Source organism: Thermostichus sp. OS-CIW-20, from assembly GCF_054061455.1.
The window spans coordinates 22,281-42,572 of record NZ_JBSSEF010000008.1 but is presented as its reverse complement, the minus strand read 5'-3'; the positions used below and the strand labels follow the sequence as shown (position 1 = coordinate 42,572).

Sequence of the window (20,292 nt, the reverse complement as noted above, 5' to 3'; positions counted from 1 at the left end):
AACAATGGCAAGGCAAAGACTAGCGGTTTCGGCTGTTGGCCATGACTCGCAGCCGCTGGGCCAGGTTTTGCAGTTGCCGCTCAAATTGCAGATTTTCCCGCTGCAACTGGCTAACTTTTTCACAGCTATAGAGAACGGTGGTGTGATCTTTCCCGCCAAAGTAATCGCCAATTTTGGGCAAGCTAAGATTGGTATGGTGACGCATCAAAAACATGGCAATTTGCCGCGCCTGGCTGATGTCCCGCTTGCGAGAGGATCCCAATAAGCTTTCTCGGTCGACGCCGAATTCTTCACAGACCACGTCAATAATCATGTCGGGCGTGATCTCCTTGGGCTCGCTGGGGGGGTTGAGAATGGGCTGAATCGTCTCCACACTCATCGGCAGGCCAGAAATGGAGACGTAGGCAACGGCACGGATGAGGGCGCCCTCCAGCTCGCGAATGTTGCTGGTGTAGGTGGTAGCAATGTATTCGATCACCTCAGGCGGTAGGATCATCCCCTCGTACTCGGCTTTTTTCTTGAGAATGGCCATGCGGGTCTCGATGTCCGGCGGCTGAATTTCCGCAATCAAGCCCATCGAAAACCGAGAACAGAGCCGCTCCTGCAGCCGAGGGATGAGGTGAGGGGAGCGGTCGGCAGCTAGCACGATCTGTTTGCCCGACTCGTGCAACGTATTAAAGGTGTGGAAAAACTCCTCTTGGGTGTACTCTTTGCCTTCGATAAATTGAATGTCGTCCACCAATAAAATATCCACATCTCGATAGTGCTCCCGGAAAGACTGCATGCTGTCTCGCCGGATGGCATCGATTAAATCGTTGGTAAAGCGCTCGGTGGACACGTAAAAGACCTTGGCCCGCGGATTCGCCTCCAGTTGGTAGTGGCCGATGGCCTGCATCAGGTGGGTTTTGCCCAGCCCTACCCCGCCGCAGAGAAACAAGGGATTGTAGGCCCGCCCAGGCTTGTCGGCCACGGCCAGAGCCGCTGCATGGGCCATGCGGTTGTTGGGGCCGACCACAAACCGCGAGAAGGAATACTTGGGGTTGAGATCCGGGGCTCGCATGGGCAGGCTGCCGCTCACCTCCAGCCCCAAGGGGGCGGAAGCAGGAAAACTGCCGGCCTTGCGGGAGGTTGAGGCCACAGCCGTTGAAGGAGCTTCTTCCTCGACCAAAGCCTGGGGAGCGACGGAAAACTCCACTTGCAAAGGGATTCCGGCCACCCGCTGCACCACCTCGGTGATGGTGGAGGCGTAGTGCTTTTGCAGCCAGCCCCGCGCCCATTCGCTAGGAGTGGAGATGGTGAGGCGGTTGTCCACCAAGGATTCAGCTCGCGCCGTCTTGATCCAAGCCTCAAAAGTTGGACGGCTGAGCTGCACCTGTAGATGCCCCAAAGCTTCGTCCCAGAGTCGATCTAGGGAGATGTCCACACCACACACCCAAAGCGACACAGCCAAAGCCCAGCAAAGACAGGGGCGCCAACCCGGTGCCTCTGCTCTCTCGACTGGGATTGTAGGATCCCCAATTTAGCTGCTCGGCGTGAGGCGGCCAATCTAGCGATTTTCCGTCGAGTCTGCTACGATAAAGCTTTGCTAATTGTCTGCCGGTGAACTGGGCTTCTCCCTCGCCAGTCGCAGCAGGCCTTGTTGACAGGATGAGTTGGTCTCCACCATGACTCAGCGTACCCTTCGTGGCACCAATCGCAGACGCATTCGCGTCTCTGGGTTTCGGGCCAGGATGCGCACGGCAAGCGGGCGGCAGGTCTTGCGGCGGCGGCGGGCCAAGGGGCGTTATCGCCTGGCGGTTTCTTAAGGGTTAGCAGAGCCGATCCCATCTCAAACTCTTGGGGTGTCGGCGTCCAAGACGGGTTGACTCCTGCCTGGGATTCCCTTTCAGTGCCCAATGCTGCCTGCTCCTTATCGCTTGCGAGATCGGCGAGCTTTCCAGGCGCTTTACCAGGCGGGGCAGCGCCGTTCCGGTGCAGGCTTGATCCTTTTGTTTCAGCCGATGCCGGCGGGGTGCGAAGGGATCCCCAGCCAGGTGGGGCTGGTGATCGGGAAAAAGGTGAGCAAATCTGCTGTCAAGCGGAATCGGCTGCGACGCCGGTTGCGAGAAATCTTGCGGCCCCTGTGCCCAAACCTGAAACCCGGATACCGGCTACTGCTCATCTCCAAGCCCAACCTGCTCACCTATAAGTGGCCAGAGCTACAGGCAGAGGTGCATCGTCTTTTGCAAAAGGCCGATCTGCTCGTCAGCCCGAGCCCAGATCCTGAGCCTTCTTAGAAGCTGGGCAGGCTGCGCTACCCGTGCTAGCCTGGTGCCATCATCTGCTGCTGGCTGCGCTAGATATGGGGCGGGATGTACATCAAGCGGATCGAGCTGACCCGATTTAAGTCCTTTGGCAGCACGACCTCGCTGCCCCTGTTGCCGGGTTTTACGGTCATCTCCGGCCCCAACGGCTCCGGCAAGTCCAACATCCTGGATGGGATCCTGTTCGCGCTGGGGCTATCGTCCTCGCGGGGGATGCGGGCAGAGAGGCTTTCGGATCTGGTGCATTCTGGCAGCCTCAGCAGCAACCGGCGGGTAGAGACCCACGTCGCCGTCACCTTCGATCTGGGGCCGGGAGAAGACGGCCAGCCGAGAGAATGGAAAGTCAGCCGTCGGCTGCGGGTCAGCCCCGGCAAGGGAGAGGATCCCGATTCCCTGCCCTACACCAGCACCTTCTACATCAACGATGTGCCCTGCACCTTGAGCGAGCTGCACGAGCAACTGGAGGCGATGCACATCTACCCCAACGGCTACAACGTGGTCCTGCAGGGGGATGTTACCAGCATCATCTCCATGAACTCCAAGGAGCGGCGGCAGATCCTCGACGAATTGGCGGGGGTGGCCACCTTCGACCGCAAGATCGCCCAGGCCAACGCCAAGCTGGAGGTGGTGCGCGAACAAATTGAGCGCTTCCGGCTCATCGAGCAGGAATGGCAAGCCCAAGGAGAGCGGCTGCTCAGGGAAAGCGAAAAGGCGCAGCAGTACCAGCAGTTGCGGCTGCAGTGGCAAACGCTGGAGCGACAGCAACGGGTGTTGCTTTGGCGGCATTTGCAAGCCCAAGTGGAAGCAACCCAGGCAGCCATTCGGCAGCTTCTGGAGGCTCAGGAGCAAGCCACTGCTCAGGTGCAGACCTTGAGCGAGCAGTTACAGCAGGCGGAAGCCGCCCTGAGCGAGCTGCAAAGCCGCATCCACGCCCTCGGAGAGGAAGAATACCTGCACCTGCAAGCCCAGATCGCTGCCGCCGAAGTGCAACGGCAACAGCTCAGCCAACAGATCGCCGCCTGGCAGCAGGAAATCGAGCAAACGCAGCGCCTGCAGCAGGAGCGCCAAACCCAACAGCAGCACCTGCAGGCAGAGCTGGAACGCCTGCAAAGCCAACAGGAGCAACTGGCCCAGGCCCAGGGATCCCTGCAAGCCCAGGTGCAGAAAGCCCAAATCAGCCTAGAACAAAGCCGCGAACAACTGCGGGCCCTGGCCCAATCTGCCGAGGCCTGGGTCAAGCAGCAGCGCTACCTCACCCGCCACCTGGAAGAGATCCGCGCCGAACAAGAGCCTTTGCAACAGGAGCAAATTCGCCTGCAAGAGCGCCAACGGCAACTGGCGCGACAAGTCCAAGACACCCAAACTGAGATCGCCCAGATTGAAGAATGGCTGGGATCCCACCTGGCCCTCACCGCCGAGCTGGAACAGGCCTGCCGACAGTCGGAAGCCCAGGTGCAGGCCCTGGCGCAAGAGCTGGCGCAACTGCAAGCCAACCTGGAGCTGGATCGCGCCACCCACGAGCGGCTGGCCGCCGAGTTCCACGCCAAGCAGCGGCAACTGGACAAGTGGGAGACCCGCCGCCAACTGCTGCAAGAATCCCAGGGATCCCGCGCCACCCAGGCCATCCTGAGCGCCCGCCTGCCGGGGGTTTTGGGATTGGTGGCCCAGTTGGGGCAGGTGGATCCCCAGTATCAACTGGCGCTGGAGATTGCGGCAGGCAACCGACTGCACTTTGTGGTGGTGGAAGATGAAAGCGTCGCCGTCAGCGCGATCAACCTCTTAAAGCGGGAAAAACTGGGGCGCGCCACCTTTTTGCCCCTCAACAAATTGCAGCCCGCCCGCCCGCCCGCCCCCCTCAACTTAAACGGTCTGATCGACTACGCCATCCGCCTGGTGCACTTTGAAGAGCGCTACCGAGATGTTTTTGGCTTTGTGTTCGGCTCCACCCTGGTTTTCCAGAGCCTGGAGCTGGCCCGGCCCTACATCGGCCAGCACCGCATGGTCACCCTGGAAGGGGAGCTGCTGGAAACCTCGGGAGCCATCACTGGCGGCACCGGCCCCCAACGAGCTGGGATCCATTTTTCTGCGGGCGAACACTCGGAAGGGGAAGCCCTGCGCGCCCGCCTGGCCGATCTGGAAGCGCTGCTGGCCGCCCTCGCCCCTCGCCTCCAAGCCGCCCAAGCCCGCGAAAAACAACTGGCCCAGGCCCTGCTCCTGGCCCGCCAGGACGCCCTGCAAGCCCAGCAATACCTGGAGCGGCACCAGGCCGACTGCCAAAACCAGCAGGCCCGCCTGCAACACCTGCAGGGATCCCTGGCGCAATGGCAAAGCGAAAGCCAGCAGATCCAAGAGCGGCTGCACCAGATTCAACTCCGCTGGGATCCCTTGCAACAGCGCCTGGCCGATCTCGCCCGCAAGCTCAGCCAACTGGAGGGATCCCCGGTCAACCAGCACTGGCAGCAACTGCAGCAGGCGGTACAGCAGCAGGAGAGCCACCTGGCGGAGCTGCAACACCACCTGGCCCACCTGGAGCGACAGCAGCAGGAGAACCTCAGCCAGCAACACCTGAAGCAGGCCCAGATCCAGCACCACCAGGAGCGCCTGCAAGAGGGCGAACGGCGTCAGGCCCAACTTCAAGAGCAAATCGCCCAGGCCCAGGCCACTCTCGCCCACATCCAGCAGCACATTGCCGAGCAACGGCAACAGATGGGCCAGATCGAAGCCCGCCTCGCCCACCTGCGCCAAGAGCGGGAGCGGCAAGAATTTCAACTGCGCGCCCAACAGCAGCAGCTCCAACGCCTGGAATGGGAACGCTACCACGCCCTCACCCAACAGCAGGAAAAAGAGGCCATCCTTGCCCAACTGCAAGCCCAACTGCAAGCCGCGGCCCAAGAGCTGCCGGATCCCCTTCCCCCCCTGCCCCCCCACCTGACCCTGGACGAGCTGCAACGGCAAAAACGCAAAATCGAAGAGCAATTGCGATCCCTGGAGCCGGTGAACATGTTGGCCATCGCCGAATACGAACAGATCCAGGCCCGCCTAGGGGATCTCAGCGCCAAACTGGAAACCCTGCACCAAGAGCGCACCGAATTGTTGCTGCGCATCGAGAACTTTTCCACCCTGCGCCGCCAAGCGTTTTTGGATGCCTTCCATGCCATCAACGGCCATTTCCAGACCATCTTTGCCCAGCTTTCCGAGGGAGAGGGCTATTTAGAATTGGAGAACCCAGAGGATCCGTTGGCCGGGGGTTTGACCCTGGTGGCCCGCCCCAAAGGCAAGCCAGTGCGTCGTCTCAGCGCCATGTCGGGCGGAGAAAAATCCTTGACGGCCCTCAGCTTTATTTTTGCGTTGCAGCGCTATCGCCCCTCTAGCTTTTATGCCTTTGACGAGGTGGACATGTTTTTGGATGGGGCCAATGTAGAAAAATTGGCCGACATGATCTGGCAGCAATCCCGCCAGGCGCAATTCTTGGTGGTCAGCCTGCGCCGTCCCATGCTTGAAAAAGCGGAGCGCACCATTGGAGTGACCCAAGCTCGCGGCGCCTACACTCAAGTGATCGGCCTAGTCAACCCCACCGCTCACGTCGGCTAAAGCACCCAGCAGGCGGCAATCGCGGCGGGATCCCATCTCGCTTGCTATCTAGAGAAGAGCGTAGATTCCAAAAACTCCGCAGGGCAAACCATTTCAGCAGATGTTGATGAAAATGCAAGCTCTTCTATCCCAAAGCTGCCGATCGATATTGAGCTTGAGGAAAATCCCATCAGCATTGTCGATAGCAACAACGCTGCTGCTTTTGGTCGGCAATGCCTCTGCGCAATCCCTGGACAATGGCGGATCCAAGGCAGAAGCTCCTACAGCTTCCCTTCAAGTTTTGTCGGCTTTGCCAGCTGCCACAGCGAGAACTTGGGTCGCGCAAACCTTGCCAAACCCCGGCAGCTCTGGTGATCGCACTGCCATAAGGCAAGCTGTGCTCACCGACCCATTGATCAACGAGTATCTCCGACAAGCAGCAGCTCGATCTCCCGGTGTGCCGGTTCATCCTCTGGAAACCGGAGCAATCGCCATTGCCGAAAACTATGCTCTGGTTGAAGTCTCTGCCGGAGTTGGCGACCTTCCGGTAATTGATGGCTGCTATTTGCTTAAAAAACACAGTGGTCAGTGGGTAGTGGTGGCTCAGGCGGGCTGGGAGCCAGGGCTAAGCATTAATCCAAGTTGGCTCTCGACAGTGCTAGATGTGCCCAAAGATGTTGTCAGTCGGCTAATTGATACACTTCGCAGTGCCGGCAAGGAGGTTGAGATCGACGACACCTTGTACACAGATGTCCCCCTGCCCTGCATTACTCAGATAGAGGATCCCAATCCGCCGACTAATGTACGATCGACACCCGCTGTAGCCGCAGGCAATGTTATCGGTCAACTGCCCAATGGAACCGAAGTGCGGGTCATGGAAGTACTCAACGGCTGGCTCAAGATTCGGCAGCCATTGGTGGGCTGGGTATCGATGGGTCTGACACGGGTATCCTGTGGCAACTCCCTGGCAGAAGTGGAAAAGAATCTAGAAGCTCTGCATTCTCTGAAGGGGGAATTGGCCAGAGAGGCCGCCGATACCCTGGTGCGATACCTCTATCGGGGTGCAGAGGGATCCTTTGCCGCAGCGGCGCTGGCCCATTTCAACGAGCTTGCCATCAACCGGTTTTATGCTCTGAAAATGGTGCTTGACAGGCACACTGAAGAGGTGCGTCGTCACGTATTGCAGCAAGCCATCGCAGCAGGGATCCATCCTCAAGCCCGGACACACTTCGAGCAGGAAATTGCCCAGAGCAAGACTCTCTCCCCTACTCTCAAGACCTGGAAAACGTTGAATCAGAGCCAAACCAGACTGAGACTTTATAAACTAGAGCCCTAGAGCCAGGGCTCCCAATTGCTTCCTATTGCCCTTCAGCAGGGGGTTATTCTGGAATCCAGTTTTGCATGGGAATGTCCAGTTCATGCCATGACGGCCTTGACGCTCAATCTCAGCCCCTTGATGACTCTGACGCGAGAGGATTTTATCCGGCTATGTGCGGCCAATCCTGAGCTAAAGCTAGAGCGCACTGCCCGAGGAGAGCTGGTGATCATGTCCCCCACTGGCGGTGAAGTTGGCCACTGGAATGCAGAGATCACCACAGAGCTAACCCTCTGGAATCGCCAATCAGGCCGAGGCAAAACCTTTGATTCTTCCACGGGGTTTTCTCTGCCTTCAGGCAGCGACCGCTCTCCTGACCTGGCCTGGATCCCGCTGGAAAAGTGGGAGGCTCTGGATCCCCAGACCCGCCGGGGATTCTTGCCCCTGTGTCCTGACTTTGTGGTGGAGATCCTCTCGCCCACCGATTCTTGGGTTCAAGCCCAGGCCAAGATGCAGGAGTACTTGGACAACGGCTGTCGCTTGGGGTGGCTTTTGGATCCCAAGGCCAAGCGGGTGATGATCTACCGGGCAGGACAGGCGCCGGAGCTAGTGGAAGACCCAGAAACCTTGTCGGGAGAAGACGTGCTCCCCGGCTTCACCCTGCCCATCCGCAAAATTTGGTCTGCCGAGAGCTAAGGGATCCGCAAAAGGGGAAACAACTGGTAGTGTCTTAATGGCTTAAAAAACAAGCATTTGGCCCTGCCGACAGTGGTAGAGGAGATTGCCCAGAGTTTATCCTATTCACAGCATCTGCAAACAAGGGCAGGCCACCATGAAGGGATTTGCGCGGGCAGTTCAGGTGTGGGGCACAGTCGGGGCGCTCAGCGGAGTCCTTTCTGGCAGAGTGATGGGGCAAGCGGCCTTGCCCCCTGTGCCGGTCATGCCCTCAGTTGAGGATCCGATTGCGAATCCGATTTCTCCCTTCCAGGGTGCGTCGCCCGATCTGGGCATCCCGGCAGCTCCTCCTTTGCCAGCAATGGGCCAGGATTTGCGCTATCTGGTGGAGTTGTTCATCAACGAGTCTTGGCAGGCGGGCAAGCAAGCCGCTGCGGTTAACTACAACGACCTCTACACCCGCCTGTTGGCCCGCACCTACAGCGATCCCCGTCCGCCCATCGAAGTCGAGTACGAGCTGATTCGAGAGGTTCTGCGCGAATACGGGGATCCCGCCGATCGCTTCTGGGATCCCCAAAGCTTCAGGGACTTGCTCAACCGCCCTCGTCCACCCCTGCAGGCGCGTCAGATTGGGCCGCGCCAGGTTTACCTGGCAGTGCCGGAGCTCACCCCTGCCACAGCCCAGCAGATCCGCCAAGCCCTCTACACCCAGGATTACAGCCAAGGCATTGTCCTCGACCTGCGCAGCTCGGTGGGCTATGACCCGCAAGTGATAGCGGATGTGGCACGCCTATTCTTGCCCCGCTCCGTGCAGCCGCTGCTGGTTACCGAAGACCGCTTTGGCCAGCCTACCCCCTGGAACAGCGAAAACCTGCCACTGGCTGCTGGGATCCCATCGGCCGTCCTGGTCGACGGCAACACCCGCCAGGGGGCCACCCTCCTGGCGGCCCAGTTGGGAGCCAGCGGCAGCACCGTTATAGTAGGGCAACCCACTCAAGGCAGCGAACGCCAGACCCGCTTCTTTGCCCTTCCTTCTGGCGCGGCGGTGGAGCTGGCCGTGGCCACCTGGAAGACCGGCGATGGACGCTCCTTAGCCCAGGGCTTGGTGCCCCTGCAAAAGGTGGAGGGGGATGAGAACGCCTGGCTAAAGGCCGCCCTAGAAGCGCTGGCCCTGCCCCGCCGCCCCAGCCCTCCCCCCCGCCCCACCGTCCTGGTGCAAGAGGGCCGTGTTGGTCGCTTTGTCCTGGGCATGGATACCCGCAACGTCGATACCCACCTCTTGGGCAACGTGGATTTGATCCCGGCCGAATCGCGGGCAAATGTATTTCAGCCCAACAGCGACCTGAAGATCTTCTACTTGCAGGACTACATCCTCTTTGCCTACCGCCGTCCGGGCGTCCTCAATAGCTTTTTTGCCGACCGCATCTACACCACCCAACCCGAAGCCATGACTGGCGAAGGGATCCGTATCGGCTCCACCTACTCGGAAGTGATCGCCATTTACGGCGGGCCTGGCGAGAACGGCTACAACGAGGTGGTGCCCTACCCCAAGGGGAGCCGAGAATATCTGCGCGACGATCGCTACTATGTCAACTACGACGCCCTTGGCCTGTCCTTTGCCTTTGCGGCGGGATCCAACCAGGTCACCGCCATTGGCCTGTTCAAGCCGGGGAGCTAAAGGGAGCGGGCTGCTGCCCTAGCGAGGGGTCGAAATTAATCGATTGTTAACGTTTTTGTCCGAAGCCCTCAACACTGCCTGGAGCAATGCGGTAAATTAGTGCAGCGACCCCGCAAAGGGGATTTTTTGTGCCGTTCAGAGACTGTAGGAGAAGCCCTTGGCAAACGTTGTGGTTGTCGGTGCCCAGTGGGGCGACGAAGGAAAAGGTAAGATCACCGACCTCCTCAGTGAAAAGGCGCATGTGGTCGTCCGCTACCAAGGCGGGGTTAACGCAGGACATACCGTGGTGGTGGGGGGCCAAATCTTTAAGCTGCACCTGATCCCCTCCGGCATCCTCTACCCCGACAAGCGCTGCATCATCGCCAGCGGCACGGTGATCGACCCTGAGGTGTTGCTGGCCGAGATCGACCAACTGCACCAACTGGGGATCTCCACCCACAACCTCTACATCGCCGAGACAGCCCACGTAACCTTGCCCTACCACCGCGTCATCGACGTGGCCGAGGAAGAGCGACGCGGCATCTACCGGCTGGGCACCACCGGGCGAGGCATTGGCCCTACCTACGCCGACAAGGCCGAGCGCATGGGCATCCGCGTCGTGGACTTGATGTACCCCGACCAACTGCGGGAGCGCCTCAGTTGGGCCATTCCCTACAAGAACGTTTTGCTGGAAAAAATCTACAACCTACCCCCTCTGGATCCCGAGCCGATCATCGAGCAATACCTGGCCTACGCGGAGCGGCTGCGCCCCTACGTCACCGACGCTGCCCTACTCCTCACCCAGGCCATCGAGGAGCGGCAGAACATCCTCTTTGAGGGGGCCCAGGGCACGCTGTTGGATCTCGACTACGGCACCTACCCTTACGTCACTTCCTCCCATCCCATCGCCGGCGGCGCCTGCGTGGGGGCCGGGATCGGCCCCACCAGCATTGACCGGGTGATTGGGGTAGCCAAGGCCTACACCACCCGCGTCGGCGAAGGCCCCTTCCCCACCGAGCTCAAGGACGAGATTGGCGCTTACCTGGGGGCGGCGGGAGCCGAATTTGGCACCACCACCGGGCGGCAGCGGCGCTGCGGCTGGTTCGACGGCGTAATCGGGCGCTACGCCGTGCGGATCAACGGCCTGGATTGCTTGGCCATCACCAAGTTGGATGTGCTGGACGGCCTAGACGAGATCAAGGTGTGCGTGGCCTATGAGTACCAGGGGCGCGAGATCCGTCACTTTCCCAGCGATGCCCGCGTCTTTGCCCAGTGCAAGCCCATTTATGAAACCCTGCCCGGCTGGAAGTGCTCCACCAAAGACTGCCGCTCCCTTGAGGACTTGCCTCCCGAAGCCTACGACTACCTGAAGTTTTTGGCCCAGTTGATGCAGGTGCCGATTGCCATCGTCTCCCTGGGAGCCAGCCGCGACCAAACCATTATCGTGGAGGATCCCATCCACGGCCCCAAGCGCGCCTTGCTCTACCCCAACGGCCGCAAGCAAGTTCACGCCCTCATGCCCGACTGACGCGCCCTAGCTCAGTGGCTACTCTGCTGAGGGACACTGCTTAGCAAACCAGCCTGGGCCGCGCAGAGGGAGCCAAGGGAGAGGGATCTGCCCCCCAACCCTTACGTTGCCGCTACCGCCCCATAAGGATCCGCTAAGCTCAAAAAAGGTAGAGATTGCTGACCCTGTCTTCTGGTCTTGCCATGGCTGCTCCCACCTATTACACCATTACCTTCGGCTGTCAAATGAACCGAGCCGATAGCGAGCGCATGGCCGGGATCCTCGAGTCGCTGGGGTATGTGCCCGCCGAAGACGAGCTGCAGGCAGACTTAGTTCTCTTCAATACCTGCACCATCCGCGATAACGCTGAGCAAAAGGTGTATTCCTACCTGGGCATCCAGGCGCAGCGCAAGCGGAAAAACCCAGCCATCAAGCTCATCGTGGCCGGCTGCGTGGCCCAGCAGGAGGGGGAAAGGTTGCTGCGCCGCGTCCCCGAGTTGGATCTGGTCATGGGCCCCCAGTACGTCAACCGCCTTGGGGATCTGCTGGCCCAGGTGGAGGCCGGCAACCAGGTGGTGGCCACCGAGCCTGTCGAGATCCCGGAAGACATCACCAAGCCCCGCCGGGATAGCCGGGTGACAGCCTGGATCAACGTCATCTACGGCTGCAACGAGCGCTGCACCTACTGCATTGTGCCGTTGGTGCGGGGACGGGAGCAATCGCGCCAGCCGCAGGCCATCCGCGCCGAGATTGAGGACGTGGCCCGGGCCGGCTACCGCGAGGTCACCTTGCTAGGGCAAAACATCGACGCCTACGGGCGGGATCTGGATCCCAAGACCAACCTGGCCAGCCTGCTGCGCTTTGTCCACTCGGTGGAAGGGATCGAGCGGATTCGCTTTGCCACCAGCCACCCGCGCTACTTTACTGAAGAGCTGATCGCCACCTGTGCCGAGCTGCCCAAGGTGTGCGAGCACTTCCACATCCCCTTCCAGGCGGGCAGCGACGCCGTCCTCAAGCGGATGCGGCGGGGCTACACCCAGGAGCGCTACCGCCAGCTCATCCAGCTCATCCGCCAGTACATGCCCGAGGCCACCATCAGCGCCGATGCCATCGTCGGCTTCCCCGGCGAAACGGAAGCCCAGTTTCAGGAAACCCTGCAACTGGTTCAGGATATCGGCTTTGATTTCCTCAATACTGCCGCCTACTCTCCCCGCCCTGGCACGCCGGCAGCCGAGTGGCCTGACCAGGTGCCGGAAGAGGAAAAAAGCGACCGCCTGCAACGGCTCAACCGCTTGGTCGCGGAGGTGGCTGCCGCCCGCAGCGCCCGGCTGCTGGGCCAGGTGCAGGAGGTGCTGGTGGAAGGCCCCAATCCCAAAAATCCTCGCCAAGCTATGGGACGTACCCGCGGCAACCGCATCGTTTTCTTCGACGGCGATCCCGAGCAATTGCAGGGATCCCTGGTGCCAGTGCGCATCACTGCCACACGGGCCTTTTCCCTCAGCGGCGAGATCGTCAAGCCAGGGGAAGAGAAACCTCAAGCGGCGGAACTTGGAGCCTGCACGTAAGCCCACGACGAGGATTGAACTCGTGACCTCCCCCTTACCAAGGGGGTGCTCTGCCACTGAGCTACGTGGGCGGCATGGTGGGCCGAGTTGGATTCGAACCAACGTAGGCATAAGCCAGCGGATTTACAGTCCGCCCCCTTTAACCACTCGGGCATCGACCCTTGGACACTGGCTTCCTATATTAGCAGAAAGTGCTGCCCAAGATCGAATCCAGGCGAGAAGAGCTGTCTTGGGGACGGGAGCTAAACAGGGAGGGAGTTCCCGGCAAGACATCATGCCCTACCTTGCGGGGGCTGCTGGCAACAAGGGGCTTGAGGGCATTTGGCCAAACTGGAGAGAAAACTTGATAGGGTGGAGGACAGTCCCTTCACTTGTCCCTATGGTTTCAACCCTCGGCACTTCCACCTCCGTCGAACAAGTTTCTCCCAACCAGTCGCTATTGCCCCTGACCAGCCGCACCAACAGCCAGGGCCACCTGGAAATCGGCGGCTGCGACGTGGTAGAGCTGGTGCGCCAGTTTGGCTCTCCCCTCTACATCCTGGACGAGTGGACGTTGCGACACGCCTGCCGGCTCTACCGCGACACCTGGGCCCGCTGCTACCCTGGGGGATCCCAGGTCTTGTATGCTACGAAAGCCTGGAACTGCTTGGCCATCTGCGCTTTGGCCTTACAAGAAGGGCTGGGGCTGGACGTGGCCTCCGGCGGGGAGCTCTATACCGCTATTCAAGCAGGAGCCAGGGGTGAGGAGCTCTACCTGCACGGCAACGCCAAGTCGGCGGAGGAGCTGGCCATGGCCCTGGAGGTGGGCTGCACCCTGGTGGCCGATAGCCTCTACGAGCTACAGCAACTGGCCGCTCTGGCTACCCCTGCACGACCGGCCCGCTTGTTGGTGCGGGTCAACCCCGGCATTGACGTCCACACCCACGAGTACATCCGCACTGGCCAAACCGACAGCAAATTTGGCATCGGCCAGTGGCAACTGCCGGAGGTATTTGATTTTTTGGCAGCCCATCCCCAATTGCAATGCGTCGGGCTCCACGCCCACATCGGATCCCAGATCTTCGACCTACAAGGCCACCGGGATCTGGCAGGGGTACTGGCCCAGGTCTGGCGCCAAGGGCTGGAGAAGGGGCTGCCCTTGCAGGAGCTGAATGTGGGCGGCGGACTAGGGATCCGCTATGTCGAATCCGACGATCCCCCCTCCATTCCGGAGTGGGTGGAAGCCGTGGCCACTGCAGTGCAGCAGAGCTTCACCGCCGCCGGGATCCCGCTGCCCAAGGTGCTCTGCGAGCCTGGACGGTCTGTGGTTGGGCCAGCGGCTGTAACCGCCTACACTTTGGGGGGCAAGAAGTGGATCCCGCCCAGCGAAGACCTTCCCGAAGGGCGTCTCTACGTCACCATTGACGGCGGCATGTCCGATAACCCCCGCCCTATCACCTACGGAGCCCGCTACACCGCCCTTCTGGCCAACCGCCCTGAGGCCGAGGCCACCCAGCGGGTGACAGTGGCGGGCAAACACTGCGAGTCGGGGGATGTGCTCTTGAAAGATGTGCTTTTGCCCAACCCAGCGCCCGGCGAAGTCCTAGTTGTGTTGACCAGCGGGGCCTACAACTACAGCATGGCCTCCAATTACAACCGCTTCCCTCGGCCCGCGGCAGTGCTGGTCAACCAAGGGAAGGCCCAGTTGATCCTGCGACGGGAAACTTATGCAGATCTGATCCGTCAGGACATCTTACCGGAGCGGTTGCAGCGGTGAAGGGCAGAGACGGCTGCCTGTAACCGTTGCCGTTGAGGGCGGGGCCCGGCTTTCTCTGCAGCGGCGACCCCGCTGGCTCTGGGGCAGGAAAGACTGGAAGACAGGTAGGAGGTGAGTGGTAGGCTGGTCAGGGGGCCGCAGTCCAACAGGGGTTCCGGAGCCAAAAGGTTCTGGGGCGCAGGATGGCGTAGGCAAAGGGTCCGCAACGAGGGGAGCGTGAACGGGGTTTTTCGGCATGCTGGCGGCCTTATGGGCTTGGCTACAGCAGTTTAATGTTCTCAGCCTGTTGGACTGGGCTCTGGCCGTCTTGCTATTGGCTTTGGCCCTCTATTACACCCGCGAGAGCCGGGCCGGGGTGCTGGTGCGGGGGTTTATGGTGCTGCTGGTCCTGTATCTGGCCACCGCCTCGCTGCCGCTGGTGCACCTGATTTTGGATCGCTTGCTCCTGGCCGCGGCTGTGGCGATGGGGGTACTCTTTCAGCCGGAGTTTCGGCGGCTCCTGGAGCAACTGGCGAGGGCCATCTGCGTTGAGTGGCCGAACAGCACAGACGATGACGAGGATGACCCTAAGGAGGATTTGGTGGAGGAGGTGGTGCAGGCGGTGCGAGAACTCTCCCAAAATCGGACAGGGGCGCTGATTGTCATCGAGCCAGATCAGCCCATTGACTCGCGGGTGTTCACCGATAAAGGGGTTCCTCTCCAGGCGCGGGTGTCCCGGGAGCTCTTACAGACGATCTTCCAGACCTCGACGCTCCTGCACGATGGGGCTGTAATTATCCATCGGGATCGGATTCGCGCGGCAGGGGTGATCCTGCCGGTTTCGGAGCGAACTGCCTCTCGCCAACTGGGCACGAGGCACCGGGCGGCGATGGGGATCACAGAACAGGCCAATTGCTTGTGTATTGTGGTCTCAGAGGAGACGGGATCCATCTCACTGGCAGAAGGCGGACGCCTCGAGCGACCTCTGACCAGTGCCAAGCTCCACGAACTGCTGGTGCAGCGGTTGCGCCATCCGCGCGAAGCCAAAAAACGGGATGCTCCTCTGCAGGGATTGTGGGCCCACCCGTGGATTCACAATGGGCTGTTGCGCTGGTGGGGATCCCTGCCAGATCTAGCCAAACTCCTTCGCAAACCTGAGAAAACCCTTCCTAAAGACTGATCCGCATGACCCTTTCTCCTGTCCATCTTCTGCAGTTGCCTGCCGACCTAGATCCGCAGTTATTGCCCCGCCATGTGGCAGTGGTCATGGATGGTAACGGGCGGTGGGCGCAAAAACGAGGCTTGCCCCGCAGTGTCGGGCATCAGCGCGGGGTAGCGGCTTTGAAGGAGTTGCTCCGCTGCTGTCACGATTGGGGGATCCCCCTCCTCACCGCCTACGCCTTCTCCACGGAGAACTGGGGCCGCGCCCGCGAGGAGGTGGATTTCCTCATGACCTTGTTCGAGCAGGTGCTGTGGCAGGAACTGGCGGAAATGGTGCAGCAGGGGGTGCGCATCCAGTTTGCCGGCCAGTTGTCGGCCCTGCCCCGATCTTTGCAGGACACGATCCTGCATGCGGTGGAACGCACCCAGCACAACGAGGGCATTTGCCTGACGGTGGCCCTCAACTACGGCGGCAGACAGGAGATCGTGCAGGCTTGCCGCTCGATTGCCACCCTGGTGCAGCAGGGGCTTTTGCAACCGGATCAGATCGACGAGGCCCTCTTTTCCCAATTTCTCTACACCACTGGCTTGTCGGATCCCGACCTGTTGATCCGCACCAGCGGCGAGATGCGCATCAGCAACTTCCTGCTCTGGCAGATGGCCTACACCGAGCAGTACTTCACCCCCATCCTCTGGCCGGATTTCGACCGCGCCGCCTTTCACCAAGCCCTGCTCAGCTATCAGTCGCGGCAGCGGCGCTTCGGCAGATAAGACCTTGACGGATCCCCGCCTGGTCAAATCCAACTAGGGGCCGACCCAAGCGCTCCTGCCCTCACCCCCAACCCCTCTCCCTCAGGGAGAGGGGAGTTAGGGAACGACTTAGATGGACAGGCAGCACATATGTAGGAATGTGTACCTGAAGCCCCCCAGCTAGCGCAGAAAGCTGGTGACCAGCCACATCACCGCAAACGTGATCCCCACCAACAGGGCGCCGGGGGCATCGCCGCCGGTGAGGGGAAGGGCAATGGCGTAGGCCAACATCAGTCCCAGGCTCAGTCCTGCCAGCGCCAAGAGAAAAGCGCGAAGGAAGCGGCGCTCTTTGCGGTACAGGAAATAGATACAGGCCATCAGCCCCAGCGCCAGTTGCAGGGAGGGATACTCATCGGGAGCCAAGACAACCCAACCCACCAGTCCTCCCAGCAACACGGCGGGCCAGAGCATATCCGGGGCAGAGGGGCTATCCAGCCAGCGGCTGATCCAGGGGGGATTTTGGGCAGCGGGACGGGGCAAACTCGGTTCTGTCTCTGGACGGGCAGCCCGCTGTTCAGCGTAGCGAATGCGGTCGGGGACGGCGATCTTGCCCTCCTTGCGCAGGCGCAGGCGCTGCATCAGGATGGCGTCGTAGGCTTGTTCCACCCGCTCCTGCTGCTGTTCATCCGCACCCAAGCTGGCCAGGAGCCGTGCCCGCGCCGATTGGATCTCCTCAAAGGAGGCTTCTTCGCTGACTCCCAACACTTGATAGGGACTCATCTCAGCCATAACGACCAGCCCTGTAACTCTCTATCACCTTAGCCCAGCCGCCAATTCAGCGGCAGGAGCCGCTGGCAGGGGTTGGGTTGCCTTCTCCTCAAGGGATCCAGCGCCCGCAGCCGAGAGGAGAAGAGCCCGCAGCGACTGCGCCACCTGTTCAACTGCGGCTTGGGTGGTGGCCTTGCCCAGGCTGAGGCGGATGGATCCCAGGGCCTCGGCCTCGGAATAGCCCATGGCCAAAAGGATGCGGCTGGGGATCCGTTGGCCGCTGCTACAGGCAGAGCCGGCGCTGATGGCGATCCCCTGGCGGCTCATCTCCCTCACCAGCACATTCCCCGGCATGGCGGCAGTGCAGTAGCTGAGGTGGTGGGGCAGGCGTTGCTCCAGATCCGAGGGGCCAGTTAGCCGCAAACCTGGCACAGAGGCCAGCAACTGGGCCAGCTGCCGTTGCAACTGCCGCAGGCGGGCCGTCTCCTGCTGCAGCTCTTGGGCTGCCAAGGCCGCTGCCACCCCTAGACCGACAATGGCAGGGATCCCCTGGGTGCCAGCTCGCAGCCGCCGTTCTTGCCCGCCCCCCCGCAGCAGCGGTTGCAGCTCCACCCCCGGGCGTACGTAGAGCGCCCCCACCCCCTGCGGCCCGTAAAGCTTATGCCCAGACAGGGAGAGCAGGTCCACCGGCAGTTGCGCCAGATCCAAGGGGATCCGCCCCACCGTCTGCACCGCGTCGGTGTGGAAGAGAACTCCCGCCTGGCGACAGAGGCGGCCCAGCTCGGCAATGGGCTGCAGGGATCCCACCTCATTCTGGCCGTGGACGATGGAGACCAGCACGGTGGTGGGCTGCAGCGCCCGGAGCAGGGTTTGGGGATCCACCTGGCCGGCGGCGTTCACCGGCAGGCGGGTTACCTTCCAGCCTTGGGCCTGCAAGCGGCGGGCGGCATTCTCCACCGAGGCGTGCTCGACGCTGGAGATGATCAGGTGCTGGGGAGTGGAGTAGCGCTGCGCCACCCCAAACAGGGCCAGGTTGTTGGACTCCGTCCCGCCGGAGGTAAACAGCAGCGTCTCCGGCTCACAGTTGAGCAGCTCGGCCACCTGCTGCCGCGCCCGTTCCATGGCCATGGCCGCCCGTTCGCCCCAAGCGTGCAAGCTGGAGGGGTTGCCCCAACTTTCCTGCATCGCCAGCCGCATGGCCTCGATCACCTCCGGCCGAGGCGGAGTGGTGGCGCTGTGGTCAAAGTAAAGCGCGGGATCGAGAGGCGACATGGGAGCTTGACAACCCAGGACTCGATGTCCCCATCTTAGTGCTGGCGCGTTGGCAATTTACACCCCTTGCCGCAGGCGTTGCAGTCGTGCCAGCTCTTTAGGCGGGAGGGGGTTTTGGGCAGCGTCTGACTACCCCACCGCATAGGCAAGTGGGGTAGGTGCATCGAGATCTCAACCGCGCCAGGGCCCTCCAGGAGAGAGGACGAAAAGACTAGGAGGGAGTAGAAGCAGGGGTCGATCCCTGGCTCGTCAGCAGCGTTGCGCGCGGATAGGAGAGCATGACTCTAGTCAATAATAAGCTCAACTATACTGAAAATAATGTATAATATGTTCAGTACGGATTACTACCAGTTGATCTTTCTGTTTACTTTCGAGTCTGCCAACATGGTAGCCAAAGCAAAGCAGAAAATTGGTAGTAAGACGACACGGAAACTGCGCTTTGGGTATTCTACTCAAAGCTTTGCGGGATACCGCCATTCTGTTTGGAAACAAACAGAATGCTATCGCTGCATAGTTGAACAGTGATGTTCAGCAGTGTTCAGCGTAAATGTATCAGCGCTGCGGAGCGGCATGGCTACCGACCTGAGCCAGCGTCGCCAGAAAAGGAGGGAGAAGAAAACTCTTGAAATTACCTGAATAAGGTGGTGCGTTGGCGGTGCATGACCACCGATTCCACCAGGCCAATGGCCAGAAAGTTGGTCAGCAGAGCCGAGCGGCCATAGCTCAAAAAAGGCAGGGGCAGGCCGGTGATGGGGGCCAGGCCGATGGTCATGCCGATATTGACAACTGCCTGAAAGAGGATCATGGCCAGCACCCCGATGGCAATTAGGGAGCCAAAATTGTCCTTGGCCCCCTGGGCAATCCAGATGAGCCGTGCACAGAGAATCCAAAACAGAATCAGCACCGTCAGGGTGCCGACAAAGCCCATCTCTTCCCCAATGGCCGAGAAAATGAAGTCGGTGTGCTGCTCGGGGATGAAGTCCAGTTGGGTTTGGGTGCCCTGCTGGATGCCACGGCCCCAGAGCCCGCCGGCCCCGATGGCGATGCGGGACTGAATCAGGTGGTAGCCAGATCCCCAGGGCTCTTGCATGGGATCGATGAAGATCTCCAGCCGCCGCCGCTGGTAGGGCTTGAGGATGTGCCAGGCCACCTGGCCCATATGCCCGGAGAGCAGGTTGAGCACTCCAAAGGTCATCGCTCCTGTCCACCGCCAAGGCAGCCGCCAAGCCGCCAGGCTCGCCATGCCCAAGCACCAGATCAGCCAGACCCAGAGCATCCAGCTCAGCTCGGGGCGGGTGTGCAGGCCGTAGAGGATGGCCCCCACCCCCGGCGACAGCAGCAAAAGGATCCAACTGCCCTTGGCCCCGGCCCAGTAGAGCATGGCCAGCAAGATGGCCACAAACACCAGGGCCGTGCCCAAGTTGGGCTGTAGGAAGATCAAAACCCAAGGAGGGGCGATGACGGCAACGGCCACCCAAATTTGGCTGAAGTATTTGATCGGCCAGTGGTGCAAAATGGCCGCCAGGGTAATAATGACCCCCAACTTGGCAAACTCGGAAGGCTGCACCTGGACGCCGGCAATGGAGATCCACCGCTCCGCCCCCCCTCCTGCCGTGCCGAAAAAGAGCACTGCAACCAAGCCCGCCAAGGTCAGGCCATAGGTAAACCAGTGCCAGCGCAGCAGCCGCTCATAGGGGATCCGCGCCACCATCGCCAAAAACACCAGGCTGATCCCGGCCATGATCAACTGCTGCAGCCAGTAGTGGCTGATGGGGCGCTCCCAGACAGCGCTGCGGATGGCAACAATGCCGATGCCCGTCAAGGCCAGCACCGTGGCCAGCAAGATGCCGTCGAACTCCCGCCAAAGCGACAAGATCTGCTGCAGGAGCCGTTTCCACCTTGACTGGGGGGGCACTTTTGGATCGGCGCTGTGCAGGAAGAGGGCCATATCTGATGGAGCGACGCCGGCACCAGTTTATCTCTATTCCCAGCTCTGCAGTTGCTCTATCCAGGC

At 60.9% G+C, this 20,292-nt stretch carries 15 protein-coding genes and 2 tRNA genes; 11 read left to right on the top strand and 6 right to left on the bottom strand.

The features are described from left to right. Positions 1–19 precede the first annotated feature (19 nt). Positions 20–1,423, bottom strand: coding sequence for a chromosomal replication initiator protein DnaA (gene dnaA / locus ACVWXC_RS05070; RefSeq protein ID WP_011428926.1), 1,404 nt, complete (start codon positions 1,421–1,423; stop codon positions 20–22). 241 nt (positions 1,424–1,664) lie between these two features. Between dnaA and rpmH the strand changes: the two genes are divergently transcribed. From rpmH to miaB, 8 genes are all read left to right on the top strand, one after another. After that, positions 1,665–1,805, top strand: coding sequence for a 50S ribosomal protein L34 (rpmH, locus tag ACVWXC_RS05065; protein WP_011431673.1), 141 nt, complete (start codon positions 1,665–1,667; stop codon positions 1,803–1,805). Between the two features lie 90 nt (positions 1,806–1,895). Then, on the top strand, positions 1,896–2,276 hold the full coding sequence (rnpA, locus tag ACVWXC_RS05060) for a ribonuclease P protein component (RefSeq protein ID WP_011431672.1): 381 nt from the start codon (positions 1,896–1,898) through the stop codon (positions 2,274–2,276). 75 nt (positions 2,277–2,351) lie between these two features. Further along, on the top strand, positions 2,352–5,894 hold the full coding sequence (gene smc / locus ACVWXC_RS05055; protein ID WP_099884414.1) for a chromosome segregation protein SMC: 3,543 nt from the start codon (positions 2,352–2,354) through the stop codon (positions 5,892–5,894). A gap of 106 nt (positions 5,895–6,000) precedes the next feature. Next, the gene (locus ACVWXC_RS05050; RefSeq protein WP_457391452.1) at positions 6,001–7,209 is read left to right on the top strand and encodes an SH3 domain-containing protein; all 1,209 of its coding nucleotides are present in this window, start codon (positions 6,001–6,003) and stop codon (positions 7,207–7,209) included. 87 nt (positions 7,210–7,296) lie between these two features. Further along, a complete protein-coding gene (locus tag ACVWXC_RS05045; protein WP_414401362.1) occupies positions 7,297–7,884 on the top strand; it encodes a Uma2 family endonuclease in 588 nt (195 codons plus the stop codon). A gap of 136 nt (positions 7,885–8,020) precedes the next feature. Continuing rightward, entirely contained in the window at positions 8,021–9,541 is a 1,521-nt protein-coding gene (locus tag ACVWXC_RS05040; protein ID WP_041438701.1) for a S41 family peptidase, read from the top strand. Between the two features lie 157 nt (positions 9,542–9,698). Further along, positions 9,699–11,048: an adenylosuccinate synthase gene (locus tag ACVWXC_RS05035; RefSeq protein ID WP_011431667.1), complete on the top strand. Its 1,350-nt coding sequence runs from the start codon at positions 9,699–9,701 to the stop codon at positions 11,046–11,048. A gap of 182 nt (positions 11,049–11,230) precedes the next feature. Further along, on the top strand, positions 11,231–12,592 hold the full coding sequence (gene miaB / locus ACVWXC_RS05030) for a tRNA (N6-isopentenyl adenosine(37)-C2)-methylthiotransferase MiaB (protein WP_011431666.1): 1,362 nt from the start codon (positions 11,231–11,233) through the stop codon (positions 12,590–12,592). Here the strand turns inward: miaB and ACVWXC_RS05025 are convergent. Both ACVWXC_RS05025 and ACVWXC_RS05020 read right to left on the bottom strand, forming a co-directional pair. Next, positions 12,592–12,663, bottom strand: a tRNA-Thr gene (locus tag ACVWXC_RS05025). The two genes, miaB and ACVWXC_RS05025, sit on opposite strands and share 1 nt — an antisense overlap. Positions 12,664–12,667: 4 nt before the next feature. Next, positions 12,668–12,753: transfer RNA gene (locus ACVWXC_RS05020), tRNA-Tyr, on the bottom strand. Positions 12,754–12,971: 218 nt separating this feature from the next. On the opposite strand from ACVWXC_RS05020, the gene lysA reads away from it, so the two are divergent. The 3 genes from lysA (at position 12,972) to ACVWXC_RS05005 (ending at position 16,259) form a co-directional block, all read left to right on the top strand. After that, on the top strand, positions 12,972–14,348 hold the full coding sequence (gene lysA, locus ACVWXC_RS05015) for a diaminopimelate decarboxylase (RefSeq protein ID WP_011431665.1): 1,377 nt from the start codon (positions 12,972–12,974) through the stop codon (positions 14,346–14,348). A 235-nt stretch (positions 14,349–14,583) separates the two neighbouring features. Then, complete coding sequence (cdaA, locus tag ACVWXC_RS05010) at positions 14,584–15,507, top strand: diadenylate cyclase CdaA (protein WP_011431664.1); 924 nt, start codon at positions 14,584–14,586, stop codon at positions 15,505–15,507. A 5-nt stretch (positions 15,508–15,512) separates the two neighbouring features. Next, entirely contained in the window at positions 15,513–16,259 is a 747-nt protein-coding gene (locus ACVWXC_RS05005; RefSeq protein WP_011431663.1) for an isoprenyl transferase, read from the top strand. A gap of 159 nt (positions 16,260–16,418) precedes the next feature. Here the strand turns inward: ACVWXC_RS05005 and ACVWXC_RS05000 are convergent, their stop codons facing one another. The 3 genes from ACVWXC_RS05000 to rodA all read right to left on the bottom strand — a co-directional run bounded on the left by ACVWXC_RS05000 (position 16,419) and on the right by rodA (position 20,226). Then, the gene (locus ACVWXC_RS05000; protein WP_099813293.1) at positions 16,419–17,018 is read right to left on the bottom strand and encodes a CPP1-like family protein; all 600 of its coding nucleotides are present in this window, start codon (positions 17,016–17,018) and stop codon (positions 16,419–16,421) included. Positions 17,019–17,051: 33 nt separating this feature from the next. Then, a complete protein-coding gene (locus tag ACVWXC_RS04995) occupies positions 17,052–18,278 on the bottom strand; it encodes a cysteine desulfurase family protein (RefSeq protein ID WP_011431661.1) in 1,227 nt (408 codons plus the stop codon). A gap of 628 nt (positions 18,279–18,906) precedes the next feature. Then, the gene (gene rodA, locus ACVWXC_RS04990; RefSeq protein WP_457391447.1) at positions 18,907–20,226 is read right to left on the bottom strand and encodes a rod shape-determining protein RodA; all 1,320 of its coding nucleotides are present in this window, start codon (positions 20,224–20,226) and stop codon (positions 18,907–18,909) included. Between the last annotated feature and the right edge of the window lie 66 nt (positions 20,227–20,292).